Origin of the sequence: Shimazuella alba (assembly GCF_009831235.1) — a bacterium.
In the GTDB taxonomy this organism is placed as follows: Bacteria; Bacillota; Bacilli; order Thermoactinomycetales; family Thermoactinomycetaceae; genus Shimazuella; species Shimazuella alba.
The window spans coordinates 297,152-311,819 of sequence record NZ_WUUL01000004.1 but is presented as its reverse complement, the minus strand read 5'-3'; the positions used below and the strand labels follow the sequence as shown (position 1 = coordinate 311,819).

The window sequence follows — 14,668 nt, the reverse complement described above, 5'->3', positions numbered from 1 at the left end:
GTATCTCCTTAATAAGGAGATACTTTTTTATTTTATTAACGGATAAACCACTTCACGATCGGATATTGGTATTGGCGATCTTGCACTGCATAGATGATCCCCATGATTGGGCAAATAATTGCCATCAGCCCAAAAATGATTAAAAACGGAATCCCGATGAGAACAAAGGAAAAGAACCACGATATCCCAATCAAGGCTCCTATAATCAGGTGAAAAAAGATAGCTTGCAACGCTATTCGCTTAACGGATCGATCTTGTACAATCAAGAAGACAACACATGGGAGCAATATCGGTGCAAACCATGTACTAGCATGTACCAACATCTTTAATCCCCTAGAGTCCATCTTGAATCGCTCCTTTTGTTTTTTATTTCTTATACACATTGTATCGAAAGTAGAGACTTTTTGCGTGAGTAAGAAGTTGTATCTTTGTCTACATCGCTGGTCGTATCACTTTATTTTTCAGAAAAACTTCTGATTTTAGGTATATGCTGAAGATATCTCTTAATATCTCTAAATATCTTCTAAATTATGATTCGAAACTTTTAATAAGTAAGACTATCCTTCTTAGATCTTAATCCCATACAAACAAACCATATCCGTTTGCATGTAACAAGGATATGGCCAAAAAATATTAATTTCTATCAACATAAATAAATAAGAGAGCAGATGCTTTACCCTCTTTTTTATAACTACTGAAAATGGTGTATACTGTTCCCTATACAGACCTGTTTTTAGAAAGGAACTATCATTGTCATGAAAGTAATTTGCATCCTTTGTGATGAACCTTTTACACCAACAAAATTCCAAGCAAGAAAAATTATAAAACACCCGCATAAAATCCAGATCTGTGAGTCTTGTTATGACCGCATTTCTGCAAAAGTATCACATCGAGAGGAAAAAGCTTAGAGACATTGATTATACTTAGGCTCTTCTGTAATATCTTTTAGTAGTTTCTCAGCCAATTCCATGGGGAAAGAGATAGATTGCTCTTCCCCTTTTTGAATAAATGTTATATGGTAAGCTCCATCTTCTCGTTTCATTGTTAAATCCGATACACCATGATCTTCGGTAAGGATTGTCTGAAAAAACTCAACTGTATCTTTTGCAGATACATCATTTGGTCTAGCTTCCCACACGATCTGAATCTGTAGCCAATTAAACAAAGCATCTTTTTGTTGCATTCAACCACTCCTACTATAACCCTATTTTTCCTGTTTTTTACTATACCAGAGGCGAACACGGGTAACAACGATAATTATTACCGTAATCAAAAGTGCTTGTATCATGGGAAACTGCGCTAACTGCATGATCCAGAATAAAACACATCCCATTGCCAATACCATATATACAACAAGGGATTTTAAAGGAGGTAATTTTCTCGCAAAGGCAACTTTATATATAACAACACTTAATACCAAAATAATAAAGTATAACGACCAAGGAGGTATTTGTGTAATCCAGTTGAACAACTTAAACGACACTCCCTTGTTTGATAAAATCTTTGCTTATGCTTCTATAGATGTCAATGTCCACCACTTCATCTCCTAATAACAAATGAAAAGATAAATATGTACATCTTCCCTACTCTATCACTCCATTCCTTTGCGATCAATCACTTTCCTTAGCTTAGTTGGATAGTTGGTAATAATTGCATCCACTCCTAAAGAAACTAATCGATTCATCTCTTTCTCCTCATTAACTGTATATGTTCTTGCAAGGACACCATATTTTCTGCAACCATCTATCAGTTCCTCATCAATTGCAGAATAATGCAAATGCAATTGCGATATTCCCAATGATGTCGAGTACTTCCAAGGTTCAACAAGCACACAATCAATGAGAAATGCCAAATTCCATGCAGGCTTTAATTTCTTCAACTCCAGTATACACGGATGATAAAAAGAGGATAGGATAACCTGATGTTCCATCCTATAAAATTCCACGAGTTGAAGTACTTTCTCCAGCAAAGCTGGATACCGAACATATTGATTTTTCAGTTCTATGTTGATCACAGTGGAAGTATCCAAAAAAAATTCTAAAACATTGGATAGGGTAGGGACAGTTTCCTTTGGGATGGTGGCTATAGAATATTTCGTAATTTCTGGGTAAGTAAGTTGTTCAATCCAGCCTTTTCCGGTAGTAGTTCGTTCCAATGTTTCATCGTGAATCACAATAACTTCCCCATCTTTTGTCAAGTGAACATCTAATTCAATCCCATCTACGTTTGCTTCTTTCGCCAACTTAAATGCAGTCATACTATTTTCCATCGCTCGTCCCGAATAGCCTCTATGGGCAAAAACTTGAACAGCCATCCTTTGTCACTCCTCGTTTAAAAAGGCTTTTATACTTGGGGTATGTGTGATCTTTAGTTTGAACACTCCCGCCACCTACGCTATCGCTTAGAGGTGGGGGATTCTTAGGAACTCCCATCTACGGATGGGACATTTACTAAGCTTAGACCGCAGTCCCTGCGGCAAGCAGTCTTTTACCTTCTTTCAAAATGTTCGTTGCTGCGTTGATGTCCCTGTCGTGTTCTTCGTTACATTCGGGACACGTCCACGATCTCAAGTTTAGATTCTTCACGTCTTTGTTACGGTAACCAAAACAAGAACAGAGTTGGGACGATGGGAATGTTTTTCCTACTTTCACTATTGTTCTTCCAAACCACTCTGCCTTATAAGCTAACATGCTTGTGAATTCTGACCATGAGGCATCCGTAATCGACTTAGCTAACTTATGGTTTTTGACCATGTTCTTCACTTGCAAATCTTCCGTGCTGATTACTTGGTTTTCGTGAATCAGCTTCGAAGACAATTTGTGAAGGAAGTCATGGCGAGCGTTGACAATCTTCTCGTGAATTTTCGCTACTTTGATTCGGGCTTTGTTCCAGTTGGAACCTCCTTTGGTACGTCTAGATAGGATGCGTTGTGCTTTTGCCAGTTTCTGTTCATATTGGCGGAAAAATCGATTTGGTTTGACTTTTTCACCATTCGAGAGTATTGCGAAATCTTTTAAACCAAGATCGATCCCAACTGCTTTTTTCTTAGCTGGAACATAGGGACAATGATTCCTTTCGCACAGAACGGAAACGAAATACTTTCCGGATGGATTGCGTCTGACCGTAGCGGAAAGAATACGTCCATCTACTTTACGAGACTTCGCAAACCTCACCCAGCCTAGTTTCGGAAGTTTGATTTTATCCTCTTCTATTTGGATATTTTGATTTACACATTGACTTGTGTAGGACTGCACCCTATTTCTTTTGGATTTCAATCTGGGTTGATGATTCTGTTTCTTGAAAAACCCTTAAATGAATCATCGACATTTCGCAGTGCTCGTTGTAGAGAAGTGGAGTCTACTTCTTTTAACCATTCTATTTCCTTTTTTAAAGCGGTTAGTAGTGTGGAACAAGCGTGATAGGTCAGTCCTTTGCCCGTTTCTTTGTAGGTATCATTCCATTTGGCTAGGAAGTGATTGAAAACAAAGCGACTACAGACAATGGATTTGTTAATGAGTGTTGTTTGGTCTTTATTCGGATAGAGTCGAAATTGGAATGCTTGGTGCATTTGCTTTTCACCTCCTTTTTTCTGTAGTATATACACATAGAACGTATGTTTCAACGGGCGATTATACGCTGTCACGAAAAAAATTCACCACAAGGATAGAAGAAGCATGAAAACAACTGAAAAAAATGGCAATCGATCAGGAGACCGATACAGGGAAGATGATTGGAATACTCGTCAAAGAATATCTACAAAGATTGTCAGACTTGCGAGAGGGGTAAAAATCATCCCTCCCTCGTCTGACGCTCTGATTCACCCCCCCACTTATGGAAGATGGGGGTATTCTCGGCGCACTAACAGATAAATGCTGAAAACTTTTCTTTCCACGCATGAAAAAAACCGCTACGAAATTTATCGTAACGGTTTTTCTTACCTGCTCCTTTAAAGAGCTTCTAGCATTAACATTTCTCTTCGAATTTCCTGTAACCTTGATTTGCATTGATTTATTTTGTGCATGCTATTTTCTAGCATTGCTTCGTACAACAGGGACAGCTCATAATCCAGTTCCATACGTAATACTGGAATCCGTTTTTCCGGATCTCGGCACTTGAAAGCTCGAATGACATCTTCCATGAACCACTGCACCCCTTTACATTTTACTAACAAGTGGTAACCAGAGCCACTTGTCTACAGGATGCCCCGAGCAGCCTTTAAATAAACACTCCAAGCCAGTCCTTTTGGAGATTAAATTAGTATATGAATTTTTTTTTAGGAGGACACGGTATTAGGTTAGAAGAAAAAAAGAAAGATAGTTAGTAAACCTTCTTGACTCCATGACAGAGGTTTCGTTTCCACTAACATAGATAAAGAAATGATTTTATTTCTTATTCTATAGAAGAAAATCGAGAAAGAGTTGTGATAAGAATGGCATTTCCTACATTTACGAACGAAGATTTTCATGTATTCGCGATAGATGGATTGACATCTAGAATGGAAGCACTACAAAGAGAAATACAGCCGAAATTTACTACGATCGGAGAACATGTCTCTGAGTTTTTGAGCACCAAATTAGGAGATACAACTTATACCCATATTGCAAGGCATGCAAGAAGAACTGTACATCCACCGGAAGAAACTTGGGTTGCTTGGTCTACCAATAAGCGTGGTTACAAAGCACATCCTCATTTTCAGTTAGGACTCAGAGATACATATTTATTTGCTTGGTTTGCTCTTATTTATGAATGTGAACAGAAAAAATCATTTGCGGAACATTTCCTTCAAAACATCGAAAAATACATTAGTCAGATTCCAAAGGACTTTTATATTTCTGTGGACCATACGACACCAGACGTCACGTCCGTAGATAGCTTAGATCAAGGCGGATGGGAATCGATTATGAGGCGATTGTCTAAAGTGAAAAAAGCTGAATTTTTGTGCGGGATGTTGATACCTCGAAAAGAAGCAGTTGGTCTAAGTGGAACAGTGCTGCAACAAAGAATCGAAACTTCATTCGATCAACTTCTGCCACTCTATCATTTGTCATTTGAATAAAAATACGTTTTTATCTTATAAATATCGTTTACCTTCTTATCCATTTCTTGTACAATAGGCTTGTTTTGTGATAACGAGTGGAAAGCAGGACCAAGAATGAAACAACCAAATCAAAACAGCACCCCACTTTTTACTAAATTAAAAGAGTACGCTAATTCCAATCCATTACCCTTTCATATACCTGGGCATAAAAAAGGACAAGGTATGGATACGGAGTTTCGCCAATTTATTGGGGAAAATGCATTGTCTATTGATCTGATAAACATAGAACCATTAGATGATCTTCATCAACCGCAAGGCATTATCCATGAGGCACAACAACTTGCCGCTGAGGCATTTGGTGCGAAGCGAACTTTTTTTTCTGTCCAAGGAACAAGTACTGCAATCATGGCTATGATTTTAGCTACTTGTAATCCAGGAGATAAAATCATCGTCCCTCGTACCGTACACAAATCTGTTTCATCTGCTATCGTATTAGCTGATTGCAATCCGGTTTTTCTCCATCCTGAATTAGACCCAAAGCTTGGGATTGCTCATGGAATTACTCCCGAACAGGTGGAAGAAGCCCTGCATCACCATCCTGATGCAAAAGCTGTATTGGTGATTAATCCCAATTATTTCGGCTTTGCCAGTAACCTCCAAGAAATCGTCCGTATCGCTCATAAAAAACAGATTCCTGTATTAGTAGATGAAGCACATGGCGTACACACTCATTTCCATTCGGAATTACCTATTTCTGCGATGGACGCAGGAGCAGATTTAGCTGCTACCAGTGTTCATAAACTTGGAGGATCGCTTACGCAGAGTTCAGTACTGAACTTACAAGGTGACTTAGTAGATCCGAGGCACGTTCAATCTATATTAAGTATGTTGACTACCACTTCTACTTCCTATATTTTATTGGCTTCCCTTGATACAGCAAGGCGCTACCTTGCGATTCATGGTGAACAAGCAATCACGGACACTTTAGTATTGGCTAGAAAAGCGAGAAAGCAAATAAATGAAATTGATGGTTTATTGTGTGTAGGCAAAGAGTGGCTAGATGGAAAAGCTCGGTATGACCTTGATGAAACAAAATTACTGATTCATGTGGGAGATTTAAGTATCAATGGTCATGAAGCAAGTGATTGGCTCAGAGAAACACACCAAATAGAAGTGGAAATGAGCGATCTGTACAATATCCTCTGCTTTGTTACATTAGGAGACAATGATGAGTCAATCTCGTCTTTGATTGATGGATTAAAAGATCTTGCAGCTCATTTTCAAACAGATCAATCCAACAATACCGAAAACATCATCCTACCAGATGTACCAGAGCTAGTCGTTTCACCGCGAACTGCTTTTTATAGCGACACCGAATCGATTCCTTTCCGTCAAGCAGCTGGACAAATTATTGCGGAGTTTTTGTTCATGTATCCACCAGGCATTCCCATCCTACTGCCAGGTGAACGGATAACGGAAGAAAACATTGCATATATCGAAGAAAACAAAGCAGCAGGATTAATCGTGCAAGGTACGGAAGACCCTTTGGTTGAGATGGTAAAAGTCATACGTCCAAAAATCATCTCCCGTCGCATCCATCGGGACTAAACGATATTTCAAAGAAATTTCTTGAGTATATGGAGAGGTAGTGAATATAAATCATCGCTGCCTCTTTAAATATGCAAGAAAAAACTGTAAGGTAGAAAATTCGGATTTTGTATCGCATGAATTACTAAGGGGAGATTTGCATTTTAACTAAATAAAAAGCCCACCCATTGGTGGACTGAGATAAGCTATGCCTACTCTTGGTGATCCGAATGACAATCACAACAAGTTCCGTATAATGTTCCTACTTTATCAGCTTCTTGAAAGGCAATTACTTCTTCACATGTTTGGCAGACGATTGTTTCCATATTACGTCTTCCTCTCCATTGTATTAGTATGTGCCTTTATTATATTTGTGTTATACTATTTATGTCAATAGGTTATCATTTATTTATACTTTTGAAGTTTATTTTCCAATAAAGATGCAATCTCACAAAAAAATGTGTAATCGTCATCACTTATGTTATCACTAGGTTCTGTAATGATTACAATCTCACCAATAAGATGATGCCCATAATAAAATGGGATACACAATTGTATAAATGTGTTATCATTATGACACGATAGCCCACCACGTAGGGCAGCAATACTTAGTTCCGTCTCACCAAATGGAATCTCTTCTGGCAAATAATCTAATCCTTGATGAAATTTCCGCTTAAAATGATCGTGATTGGCTAAATAAATGGAAACGCTTTTATATTCTTCTACTTGATCATAAACGAGCTGACATACAGCCTCGTACAAAACAGCATCATTTCCTTTCCAGCCATCTGCTACAGAGCCAATTTCAGCACGAAGTTCATCAAATAGATCCGCTTTATCCAAAAAAGAACATCCTCTCTTTACAAAGTTAGTCGATAGTGTAACATATTCAGGAAAGTGGTACAATTCAGATGAATGAAATAATACCTTTTCTTAAAAAACTTACATGGAAGGACGGTTTCTACCTTTGAAAAAAAGCGCTTACATTAGACGAACAGACACGATTGAATTAGAGAATGTAAAAGACACTTTGGAATATTATCGTAAAATGATACGAAACACAGGAAAGCAACTCGCATGGGATTATGAGGCAGCAGCTTTTCCTTATACGATGGAAGAGAAAGAAACGGAGGGAGCCAAATACTTGTTACTAACGGGTAAAGATCCCCATCAAAATAACCATATGGTTATTGGTGTAGGTCAACATGAAGAAAATGAACGTTATTATGTACAGATCGTGCTGCCAGAAGATGCGACTCATCACGATGTGGCGAAAGGTAATGAATATGCGAAGTTTATCGCAAAACAGCTAAAAGGCGAATTACAATTGTTTAATGGAAGAGTCATGGAATTTTGATATTTTAAAGCAAGTATACCAATTATCTATTCTTTCTTGTTACTTTAAAATTGTTTTCTATTTAATAAGTCAACCTATGGCCTGCATCCTTACTCGTTAGAGCTAGGATGCAGGCCTGTGGTATCTTAGATGCCATCATGGGATACCACAACGTCCTACTGTTGGGTTATGTATGATTTAAATCTCATACAGATCCAAGGACTATCCTCGCGGACGTGGGATATTGGGCTTCTTTCCAGAAGGATGGCGATTCATTGCTTCTCGACGCTCCCGCTCTCGCTTTTCTCGCTCTTCTCGCTTTTTTCGCTCTTCAGGAGTTTCAGCCATAACAGGACCCTTTCTCTTTTAGGTAGGTATTGTACCAACCCATTATAATATATCACAAAAAAACAAATTACTGGTTACTTTTAACTCCACATAACATCTTTTTTTGTTATGTAACAATTATCAAGAAAATACCATTTCTACATTCATTTTTGTTTGAAAACATTCCTCATCTCACCTTATCCAGAGACTTTTTCCGAAAATAAAAAAACGACTCCTTAAGAGTCATGTTACAAGTTTACTCATTAACTTATTTTGCTAAATTTCTTCTCTAAGAAATAAATGCGCCCATGCAGCGCATGTATCGGTCCATTTGGCTAGAAAGTGATTGAACACAAAACGACTGCAACCAATCGATTTCTTGATGAGAACTGCTTGTTCTTTTCTCGGGTAGATGAGGAACTTATATGCTTTGCGCATCCGCTTTTCACCTCCTCCTTTTTCTGTATGATATACACATAGAACGTGCGCTCCAATGGGAGGTTATACGATGGCACGAAAAAAATTCACCACAACAATGGAAGAAAACACGGGAAGATGATGGAAATACTAATCAAAAAATAGCTACAAAGTTTGTCAGACTTGCCAGAGGGGGTAAAAACACCCCTTCCTTGTCTGACACTCCGATTCATCCCCCACTTGTGGAAGATGGGGGTATTCTCAGCGCACAAACAGATAAAAATATTTGTTCGATTTTCATCTTACTTTTAGTCTTTTGAATATCACCTAACAAATTATGTATCAGTCGCAAACATATCATAAACAGTACCTGCAAAAACTTGACCGCTGGCAAAATCAGCATGGACTAGCTGAAGAAATGGGATACGAATTTCTTTTCCTCCTGTTGTTTTGATGATCAGTTCTTTCTCTTTATTTCCACCATGTAAATGGTAAACAATCTCTCGATCTCCTTCTCTGTTTTTATCGGATTTTTTCGTTGCATATGGGAGCAAATAGTTTAAATTGCTTAAAACTGGCTCTATCTCATGCATATTGCCTCGAATAGTCACTTCTACCATTTCATTTCCCTTCCTTTCCAAAAAAATAAATCTTTTCAAATATAAACCTATTATAGTATGATCATATTTAATATTTCTACAATTCTAATTTTTTATTTTCACCCATCTTTCTATTATAGAGGCGTTCATTTTTATAACAATACTGACCAATAGTCAAAAATTATGGTTCCATTATTATAAAGGAAGTGATATTTCATGTTAGCAGACCGTGTTCTACTAGGAACACAACTACGTAAAATGCGGAAAGAGCAAAAGAAAAGGCAGGAAGATTTTGCGGATGAGATGATCTCCATAGCCACTATCAGCTTGATAGAGCGTGGACTTCCTAATGTAAAAGAAGAAAAAGTCGAGTATTATGCAGATAAGCTAGGCTTCCGCTTGGAAGAAGCCCCAAACCTTGCAGAAGAAGAGAGGAAAAAAGAAAGGTTATTTCTGTTTCATCTCTACGCCATGTATGATCAAGTAGATTTAGGAGAAGCTGCGGAGGGATTTACGAAGCTAAAAAAAATGGATATACATGATACCAATCCTTACTATCCGGTGTACTTATATTTGATGGCAAGATGTAAGATCATGCAGAGAGAATTTCCACCTGCACAGAGAATTCTTTCGGAAGCAATTCTATGCATCGACAAATATCCCTTAGTTGTAAAAATGAACACAAAATCTCTCTGCTACTATGATTTATCTAAGACGTTCTTTTATAACAATGATTTTAGAAACGCATTATCTTATGCAGAAGAAGGCATCAAAGCGTTCCAAACAAATGGAGAAAAAAAGTACCTTTTGTATTCTTTGTTAATTTCAAAATCTCTCTATCTGAACCGGCTTCACCGTTCAGAAGAAGCACTTAATATCATTGATGATTTGTGGGAGAATATTGACTCTATAAAAAACATTTTTGTTCTTTTGAACATGTATGAATCAAAGTCATCCATTTTACAAACACAACAACGCTATGAAGAAGCTATTATTATCACAAAAGAAGGATTAGAACTTGCCAGGTACAACCTTTTTAACGATCGATCATTCGATTTATGGGTTTTACTAGGACGCATATACCTATGCAAAAAAAGTTTAGAAGAAGCAGAAATTTGTTTTTTAACTGCAATTAGCTTAAAAAAACGTGTGGATAAAGATTATTTGTTCATGAATCTCCATACACAATTAGGACGTTTATATATTATGTCCAAGAGATGGAATGAAGCCAAAAAAGCACTGACAGAGGCAATTTCTTATAAAGAAAAAACGTATGACAACGAACATATTATTTCTTCGTTTTACTATATGGGGTATTTATTCAGAGAGATTGGAGAGATGAGTATGGCAATGAAATACTTTCAGCAAGCCCAACAACTCGCCAAGGAACACGATTACCAGGAATATCAACATAAAATACATCTAGAAATGGCGAAGTGTCTAAAAAGTTTAGATCAAAAGCAGTTTATCAATTGTCTTGTAGATTTATTCGAAATTGAATTGGAATTAGTTAGCAAACTATAAGAGAAAAGGAGTATGGAATATCATGTATTATTTCGAAGTCGATCCACCACCAGTATACAAGAGTAAAATGAATCACAATGTGAACTACTGCCTAATCCAGATAATGTATTAATCGAAAAACACAACAAACAACTCCATACGTAAAATTGCGCGCCCCCTCTTGCAGCAGCATCACCGAGAATACTCTAGAAGAGGGGGTGTGTCTGATGTATCAGAGGCAACACACTTCTTCAAACGAAATCTTTACCCACTTGTTCGGATCCATCTTGGTGAAGATAGTGTAGTTGACTCGCTTACCATTCTGGTACTGGAAATTCCAGATCACTCCACCGACTTTCACGTCAGTCAGATCACAGTATTGGCCGAATCGATCACTCGAATGGGTAACAACGTCCCCAAAGTCTCCAAAAACAACGGACTGTTTAGGAATCCATGTCGGAGGAATGACATCTGAAACAAAAAAGAACTTCCGAAACAGGGAAGCTACTTCTTCATTCGAGATCAGCTCGAACTTGCTGGGATTGTGGTGATACTCCTTGACCTTCTCCTCTACCTTACGTCGGATGCAAGCCAGAACAATTTCGCTCGGATCGGACATGATCGCCTCCACCTCAAACACGTTGACTAACAAATTATATCACAGATAGTAAGTTTTACTAGGAATAAGTAACTTTTAAGACAATGAGTAACATTTCTTCTCTAAAAACACGCACCCCCTCTACGCTCAGCATACTCGAAAGGATAGTACCATAGAGGGGTGTTGTTGTGTCGACTGATGACGTCTATTCCTTGTAGGAACGCATCAGCCAATGATCCTCAGCGTCCTTGTAAAAGCCTCTCCAGATCTCATGACCAGTGTCCTGGTACTCGAAGACCCAAATCATGCGTTCCATCGGAACCAAACGAAGATCGTACCAATAGTAGCCATCACCCATCGCTCTTGACGTTAAGGCTGCGATCCTCGAAATTACCTTCGATACACAAACCACGGGAACCCTTCCTAGTAACCCCTGTCGGCTCGGTATCAGCAAGAGCCTTGCTGTCATAGCAGTCAGAAGGATGCAGAACCAAGTTTCGAATCATTGCTGCGACTTCTTCGTCAGGCATCGGCTTGAGCGGAAACAACTCGAGACGGTGCTCCACCAGCATTTGGTTTCCCCAAGCTTCCAGCGTCATCTGCGCCATCGAGCTGTCCATGATGTTTACTCCTATCCCGAACACAACGAATAATTTGATTATACTGATATGTTCTACATCTATGGAAACCATAAAAGCTCTACACCATGCCTATTCAACAAATATTAAATATAAATCATAATACCATATATCCCCAATGTAGGTATCCTAATGGAAATTGCAATTTTAATAGATGAAGGAACATGCGTAATAAAAATTGGATAATTTCTCGAACATTCGTCTTGCATTGCAATCACCTTATTTATCGATCAACAAAAAGAATTTTTAAAAACGGTTGATCAGCCTTTCCTTTTTGCATAAAATTATATTCTTAGGAATGCGAAATAATTTTTTGTAGAAATACGCTTTCTTTTCAAAGACATCTCAAACTTATTAAAAAACAGCTATCGTAGTATGTACGGTCGGTGGAGGATTTTGAAATGAATTTTGTCGTGATGATACAGTCTGTCTTAATGATGGCCAGTATGCTTGGAATCGGGGCGCTGTTAACCAAAAAAGTAACTTTTAACGCAGATACACGTACTCTGCTTACTACCCTTATCGTCTATGTCGCTGTCCCGTGTGTAATCATTGGAAGTTTCCTACAACTCCCCAAAGAAGACGGCTTATATCATCATTTGCTGATTGTATTTGTATTCTCTTTAGGGATTTATGCAATCACGCTGGTTGTAACATGGTGGTTTGCTCGACTACTTGGGATAAGTAAATTTCAAGCTAGTCAAATGGCTGTAATTGCTGCACAAGGTAACACTGGTTTTATCGGACTGCCACTATGTCTTATTTTGTTTGGTAGTAAGGGTGTTATTCTCGCTGCGGTATTTGACACTGCTGTTGGGATATCGTTATGGACCATGAGTGTAATGGTGATAAAGCACCAATATTCCGTCACCTTGCGCTCGCTTAAACCGATGATTAACTTCCCCCTGATCGCTTTTTTCATCGGATTACTTTTATCCATTTTTCAGGTTGAAGCTCCTGAGACACTTTTACAATTGCTTCTAAAGCTTGGTGCATTAGCTTCCCCACTCGCACTCATCTATATTGGATTGTTTTTACCTAAATTGTTTCGTTCTAAGAAGCAAACAACGTATAAACCATTGATCATTGCAATAGGTATCAAACTTTTTGTCGTTCCTCTGCTCGCCATTGGTATCTTATCTTTTCTGCCATTGGACAAGCTCACCCAACAAATCATCTTACTGATGTCGACCATGCCTACAGGTTCAATGGTTCCTATTCTATTCGCACAACTAAAAGCAGATGAAGAGTTTGGAGCACAAGCAACTGTTTTTGCCACGATTATCTCCATGCTTACCATTCCACTTATGTATAGTGTCGGCAGTGGAATTTTGCACATCTAAATCATATTTAATAAACCGATCTGATGAGAAGATCGGTTTTGCTTCTATTAGGAATGATTAAAAACAGATTCTAAAATCATTCGTCGCTCTTTTACAGTATATTTCCCCCACAACCATTGACCGTGAATAAGAATATCCAAATGAAGATGGAGACCTTGGTTATTTTTTAATACACCATCACTTGTCCCAGAGTTCCCCACATACCCTAAAACATCCCCAGTGTGCACTTTTTCTCCTACTTTTACGGTGGCAGAAATGCGACTGAGATGACAATATCGGGCCATCACCCCATTTTCAAACTGAATCCACACCGTTCTGCCACGCAATTTGTCCAATATATACATAGGAGTTTGTCCATTATTTTGTCTGCCTAAAATTAACCATTCCCCTCTTTCTTTTGGGCTCATCTCTTGATAGTCATGATCAGCACGAACCACTACCCCTGATCCCATCGATAATACAGGTGTATGGGTATTGATCACCTTTCCTGTGCCAAACGTATACCAATCAAGACCTTCATGAATTCCATTTCGATATGCTCTTTTTGCTCCAGGCAAGGACGAATCTACTGAGCTTACATGTGCTCCAGGTATCGGAGAACGAAGAAAAGAAAGATGCTTAGCCACTTGCTTGGCATCATAAGAGGAGACTTTGCTAGATTCACTCTGCTTAGAAACAGGTTTCGAGCTTTCTTCTACCATTTTTTTGGCGACTATCTGTGGTAAATAACAATGCTTGTCTAAAAACACTGCGGATGCAGCTATTCCTTCGTACAACCCATTGTGCAAGAGAACAGGAATATTTCTTTCTAATTGGTAGTGGTGGTTACCGCGATAGATATAACAGATTTCTTGTTTACTATCGACTTTCCCCTGCACAATTCCATACTCCATCATATGATTTAATGAATAATAATCCATTTCCCCTAACCGTCTCTTTGGTATCTCTTGCAATTGAGTCAAGGCTTCCTTTGAGTCTATATTTTTTGTTTGAAAAGCTGGTTTATCTTGATATAGTAATGATTGCAACAGAGGTGTGTATTTTGGTGGTAATGATAAATAAATACTAATAAACATTAGTGTTCCAAACATCCATAGAAAAGCAAATTTTTTCATTTCTATTTCTCCTGATTATCCAAAATATACAATTTATTGTAACATATTCTATTTCATTTCTTTGCAGAAAATAAAACATGGGCAGCGCTTGGCCACCCACTTTATTAGTATTGCGCTCAGAATGTGTTAATATACATTCAATTAATATATAAATAAAAATAGATAAT

General features: G+C 38.1%; 20 protein-coding genes and 2 pseudogenes. 7 read left to right on the top strand and 15 right to left on the bottom strand.

Features of this window, described 5'->3' with window-relative positions:
• Window positions 1–35: 35 nt before the first annotated feature.
• On the bottom strand, window positions 36–344 hold the full coding sequence (locus tag GSM42_RS08450) for a DUF4870 domain-containing protein (protein ID WP_160801101.1): 309 nt from the start codon (window positions 342–344) through the stop codon (window positions 36–38).
• Window positions 345–755: 411 nt separating this feature from the next.
• Here GSM42_RS08450 and GSM42_RS21340 point away from each other — a divergent pair, with 411 nt between their 5' ends.
• Window positions 756–908, top strand: coding sequence for a DUF2197 domain-containing protein (locus GSM42_RS21340; RefSeq protein ID WP_160801100.1), 153 nt, complete (start codon window positions 756–758; stop codon window positions 906–908).
• Here the strand turns inward: GSM42_RS21340 and GSM42_RS08440 are convergent.
• From GSM42_RS08440 to tnpB, 4 genes and pseudogenes are all read right to left on the bottom strand, one after another.
• Window positions 905–1,183, bottom strand: a complete 279-nt coding sequence (locus GSM42_RS08440; protein WP_160801099.1) for a hypothetical protein — start codon at window positions 1,181–1,183, stop codon at window positions 905–907. The two genes, GSM42_RS21340 and GSM42_RS08440, sit on opposite strands and share 4 nt — an antisense overlap.
• A gap of 21 nt (window positions 1,184–1,204) precedes the next feature.
• A complete protein-coding gene (locus GSM42_RS08435; RefSeq protein ID WP_160801098.1) occupies window positions 1,205–1,471 on the bottom strand; it encodes a YlaH-like family protein in 267 nt (88 codons plus the stop codon).
• Between the two features lie 120 nt (window positions 1,472–1,591).
• The gene (locus GSM42_RS08430; RefSeq protein ID WP_160801097.1) at window positions 1,592–2,314 is read right to left on the bottom strand and encodes a glycerophosphodiester phosphodiesterase; all 723 of its coding nucleotides are present in this window, start codon (window positions 2,312–2,314) and stop codon (window positions 1,592–1,594) included.
• 142 nt (window positions 2,315–2,456) lie between these two features.
• A pseudogene (gene tnpB / locus GSM42_RS08425) lies at window positions 2,457–3,568 on the bottom strand (IS200/IS605 family element RNA-guided endonuclease TnpB).
• A 106-nt stretch (window positions 3,569–3,674) separates the two neighbouring features.
• Here tnpB and GSM42_RS08420 point away from each other — a divergent pair.
• Window positions 3,675–3,869 (top strand): hypothetical protein, encoded by a 195-nt coding sequence (locus tag GSM42_RS08420; protein WP_160801096.1) that lies wholly within the window; start codon window positions 3,675–3,677, stop codon window positions 3,867–3,869.
• Between the two features lie 77 nt (window positions 3,870–3,946).
• On the opposite strand, the gene GSM42_RS08415 is transcribed toward GSM42_RS08420, so the two are convergent.
• On the bottom strand, window positions 3,947–4,138 hold the full coding sequence (locus GSM42_RS08415) for a hypothetical protein (RefSeq protein WP_160801095.1): 192 nt from the start codon (window positions 4,136–4,138) through the stop codon (window positions 3,947–3,949).
• 291 nt (window positions 4,139–4,429) lie between these two features.
• Here GSM42_RS08415 and GSM42_RS08410 point away from each other — a divergent pair, with 291 nt between their 5' ends.
• Both GSM42_RS08410 and GSM42_RS08405 read left to right on the top strand, forming a co-directional pair.
• On the top strand, window positions 4,430–5,056 hold the full coding sequence (locus GSM42_RS08410; protein ID WP_160801094.1) for a YktB family protein: 627 nt from the start codon (window positions 4,430–4,432) through the stop codon (window positions 5,054–5,056).
• Window positions 5,057–5,152: 96 nt separating this feature from the next.
• A complete protein-coding gene (locus GSM42_RS08405) occupies window positions 5,153–6,646 on the top strand; it encodes an aminotransferase class I/II-fold pyridoxal phosphate-dependent enzyme (RefSeq protein WP_160801093.1) in 1,494 nt (497 codons plus the stop codon).
• A 191-nt stretch (window positions 6,647–6,837) separates the two neighbouring features.
• On the opposite strand, the gene GSM42_RS08400 is transcribed toward GSM42_RS08405, so the two are convergent.
• A complete protein-coding gene (locus tag GSM42_RS08400; protein WP_160801092.1) occupies window positions 6,838–6,951 on the bottom strand; it encodes a GapA-binding peptide SR1P in 114 nt (37 codons plus the stop codon).
• A gap of 79 nt (window positions 6,952–7,030) precedes the next feature.
• The gene (locus GSM42_RS08395; RefSeq protein WP_160801091.1) at window positions 7,031–7,468 is read right to left on the bottom strand and encodes a hypothetical protein; all 438 of its coding nucleotides are present in this window, start codon (window positions 7,466–7,468) and stop codon (window positions 7,031–7,033) included.
• A 124-nt stretch (window positions 7,469–7,592) separates the two neighbouring features.
• Between GSM42_RS08395 and GSM42_RS08390 the strand changes: the two genes are divergently transcribed.
• Window positions 7,593–7,982, top strand: coding sequence for a DUF1885 family protein (locus GSM42_RS08390; protein WP_237446517.1), 390 nt, complete (start codon window positions 7,593–7,595; stop codon window positions 7,980–7,982).
• A gap of 201 nt (window positions 7,983–8,183) precedes the next feature.
• Here GSM42_RS08390 and GSM42_RS20985 read toward each other — a convergent pair whose 3' ends face one another.
• From GSM42_RS20985 to GSM42_RS08380, 3 genes and pseudogenes are all read right to left on the bottom strand, one after another.
• Window positions 8,184–8,309 (bottom strand): hypothetical protein, encoded by a 126-nt coding sequence (locus GSM42_RS20985; RefSeq protein ID WP_275402134.1) that lies wholly within the window; start codon window positions 8,307–8,309, stop codon window positions 8,184–8,186.
• A gap of 297 nt (window positions 8,310–8,606) precedes the next feature.
• Window positions 8,607–8,726 (bottom strand): annotated as a pseudogene (locus GSM42_RS08385) (helix-turn-helix domain-containing protein); the annotation flags it as partial.
• Between the two features lie 314 nt (window positions 8,727–9,040).
• Window positions 9,041–9,325, bottom strand: coding sequence for a hypothetical protein (locus GSM42_RS08380; RefSeq protein WP_160801089.1), 285 nt, complete (start codon window positions 9,323–9,325; stop codon window positions 9,041–9,043).
• Between the two features lie 195 nt (window positions 9,326–9,520).
• On the opposite strand from GSM42_RS08380, the gene GSM42_RS08375 reads away from it, so the two are divergent.
• Window positions 9,521–10,828 carry a helix-turn-helix domain-containing protein gene (locus GSM42_RS08375; RefSeq protein WP_160801088.1) on the top strand — a complete coding sequence of 436 codons (1,308 nt, stop codon included), beginning with the start codon at window positions 9,521–9,523 and terminating at the stop codon, window positions 10,826–10,828.
• Window positions 10,829–11,039: 211 nt separating this feature from the next.
• Here GSM42_RS08375 and GSM42_RS08370 read toward each other — a convergent pair whose 3' ends face one another.
• The 3 genes from GSM42_RS08370 to GSM42_RS08365 form a co-directional block, all read right to left on the bottom strand.
• Window positions 11,040–11,426, bottom strand: coding sequence for a hypothetical protein (locus GSM42_RS08370; RefSeq protein ID WP_160801087.1), 387 nt, complete (start codon window positions 11,424–11,426; stop codon window positions 11,040–11,042).
• Between the two features lie 184 nt (window positions 11,427–11,610).
• Window positions 11,611–11,763, bottom strand: a complete 153-nt coding sequence (locus GSM42_RS20560) for a hypothetical protein (protein WP_237446516.1) — start codon at window positions 11,761–11,763, stop codon at window positions 11,611–11,613.
• Window positions 11,756–12,025, bottom strand: a complete 270-nt coding sequence (locus GSM42_RS08365) for a hypothetical protein (protein WP_160801086.1) — start codon at window positions 12,023–12,025, stop codon at window positions 11,756–11,758. Before GSM42_RS08365 ends, GSM42_RS20560 begins: the two co-directional genes overlap by 8 nt.
• 419 nt (window positions 12,026–12,444) lie before the next feature.
• Here GSM42_RS08365 and GSM42_RS08360 point away from each other — a divergent pair, with 419 nt between their 5' ends.
• Window positions 12,445–13,386: an AEC family transporter gene (locus tag GSM42_RS08360; protein ID WP_160801085.1), complete on the top strand. Its 942-nt coding sequence runs from the start codon at window positions 12,445–12,447 to the stop codon at window positions 13,384–13,386.
• Window positions 13,387–13,433: 47 nt separating this feature from the next.
• Here the strand turns inward: GSM42_RS08360 and GSM42_RS08355 are convergent, their stop codons facing one another.
• Window positions 13,434–14,501 (bottom strand): M23 family metallopeptidase, encoded by a 1,068-nt coding sequence (locus GSM42_RS08355; RefSeq protein ID WP_160801084.1) that lies wholly within the window; start codon window positions 14,499–14,501, stop codon window positions 13,434–13,436.
• Between the last annotated feature and the right edge of the window lie 167 nt (window positions 14,502–14,668).

What these genes read in the sequence shown, in the direction of transcription:
- GSM42_RS21340 (WP_160801100.1), top strand. Translation starts at nt 756, where the DNA reads ATGAAAGTAATTTGCATCCTTTGTGATGAACCTTTTACACCAACAAAA.
- GSM42_RS08400 (WP_160801092.1), bottom strand. Translation starts at nt 6,951, where the DNA reads ATGGAAACAATCGTCTGCCAAACATGTGAAGAAGTAATTGCCTTTCAA.
- GSM42_RS08415 (WP_160801095.1), bottom strand. Translation starts at nt 4,138, where the DNA reads ATGGAAGATGTCATTCGAGCTTTCAAGTGCCGAGATCCGGAAAAACGG.
- GSM42_RS08440 (WP_160801099.1), bottom strand. Translation starts at nt 1,183, where the DNA reads ATGCAACAAAAAGATGCTTTGTTTAATTGGCTACAGATTCAGATCGTG.
- GSM42_RS08420 (WP_160801096.1), top strand. Translation starts at nt 3,675, where the DNA reads ATGAAAACAACTGAAAAAAATGGCAATCGATCAGGAGACCGATACAGG.
- GSM42_RS08365 (WP_160801086.1), bottom strand. Translation starts at nt 12,025, where the DNA reads ATGGACAGCTCGATGGCGCAGATGACGCTGGAAGCTTGGGGAAACCAA.
- GSM42_RS20560 (WP_237446516.1), bottom strand. Translation starts at nt 11,763, where the DNA reads ATGGGTGATGGCTACTATTGGTACGATCTTCGTTTGGTTCCGATGGAA.
- GSM42_RS08430 (WP_160801097.1), bottom strand. Translation starts at nt 2,314, where the DNA reads ATGGCTGTTCAAGTTTTTGCCCATAGAGGCTATTCGGGACGAGCGATG.
- GSM42_RS08370 (WP_160801087.1), bottom strand. Translation starts at nt 11,426, where the DNA reads ATGTCCGATCCGAGCGAAATTGTTCTGGCTTGCATCCGACGTAAGGTA.
- GSM42_RS08405 (WP_160801093.1), top strand. Translation starts at nt 5,153, where the DNA reads ATGAAACAACCAAATCAAAACAGCACCCCACTTTTTACTAAATTAAAA.
- GSM42_RS20985 (WP_275402134.1), bottom strand. Translation starts at nt 8,309, where the DNA reads ATGGCTGAAACTCCTGAAGAGCGAAAAAAGCGAGAAGAGCGAGAAAAG.
- GSM42_RS08380 (WP_160801089.1), bottom strand. Translation starts at nt 9,325, where the DNA reads ATGGTAGAAGTGACTATTCGAGGCAATATGCATGAGATAGAGCCAGTT.
- GSM42_RS08375 (WP_160801088.1), top strand. Translation starts at nt 9,521, where the DNA reads ATGTTAGCAGACCGTGTTCTACTAGGAACACAACTACGTAAAATGCGG.
- GSM42_RS08410 (WP_160801094.1), top strand. Translation starts at nt 4,430, where the DNA reads ATGGCATTTCCTACATTTACGAACGAAGATTTTCATGTATTCGCGATA.
- GSM42_RS08450 (WP_160801101.1), bottom strand. Translation starts at nt 344, where the DNA reads ATGGACTCTAGGGGATTAAAGATGTTGGTACATGCTAGTACATGGTTT.
- GSM42_RS08360 (WP_160801085.1), top strand. Translation starts at nt 12,445, where the DNA reads ATGAATTTTGTCGTGATGATACAGTCTGTCTTAATGATGGCCAGTATG.
- GSM42_RS08355 (WP_160801084.1), bottom strand. Translation starts at nt 14,501, where the DNA reads ATGAAAAAATTTGCTTTTCTATGGATGTTTGGAACACTAATGTTTATT.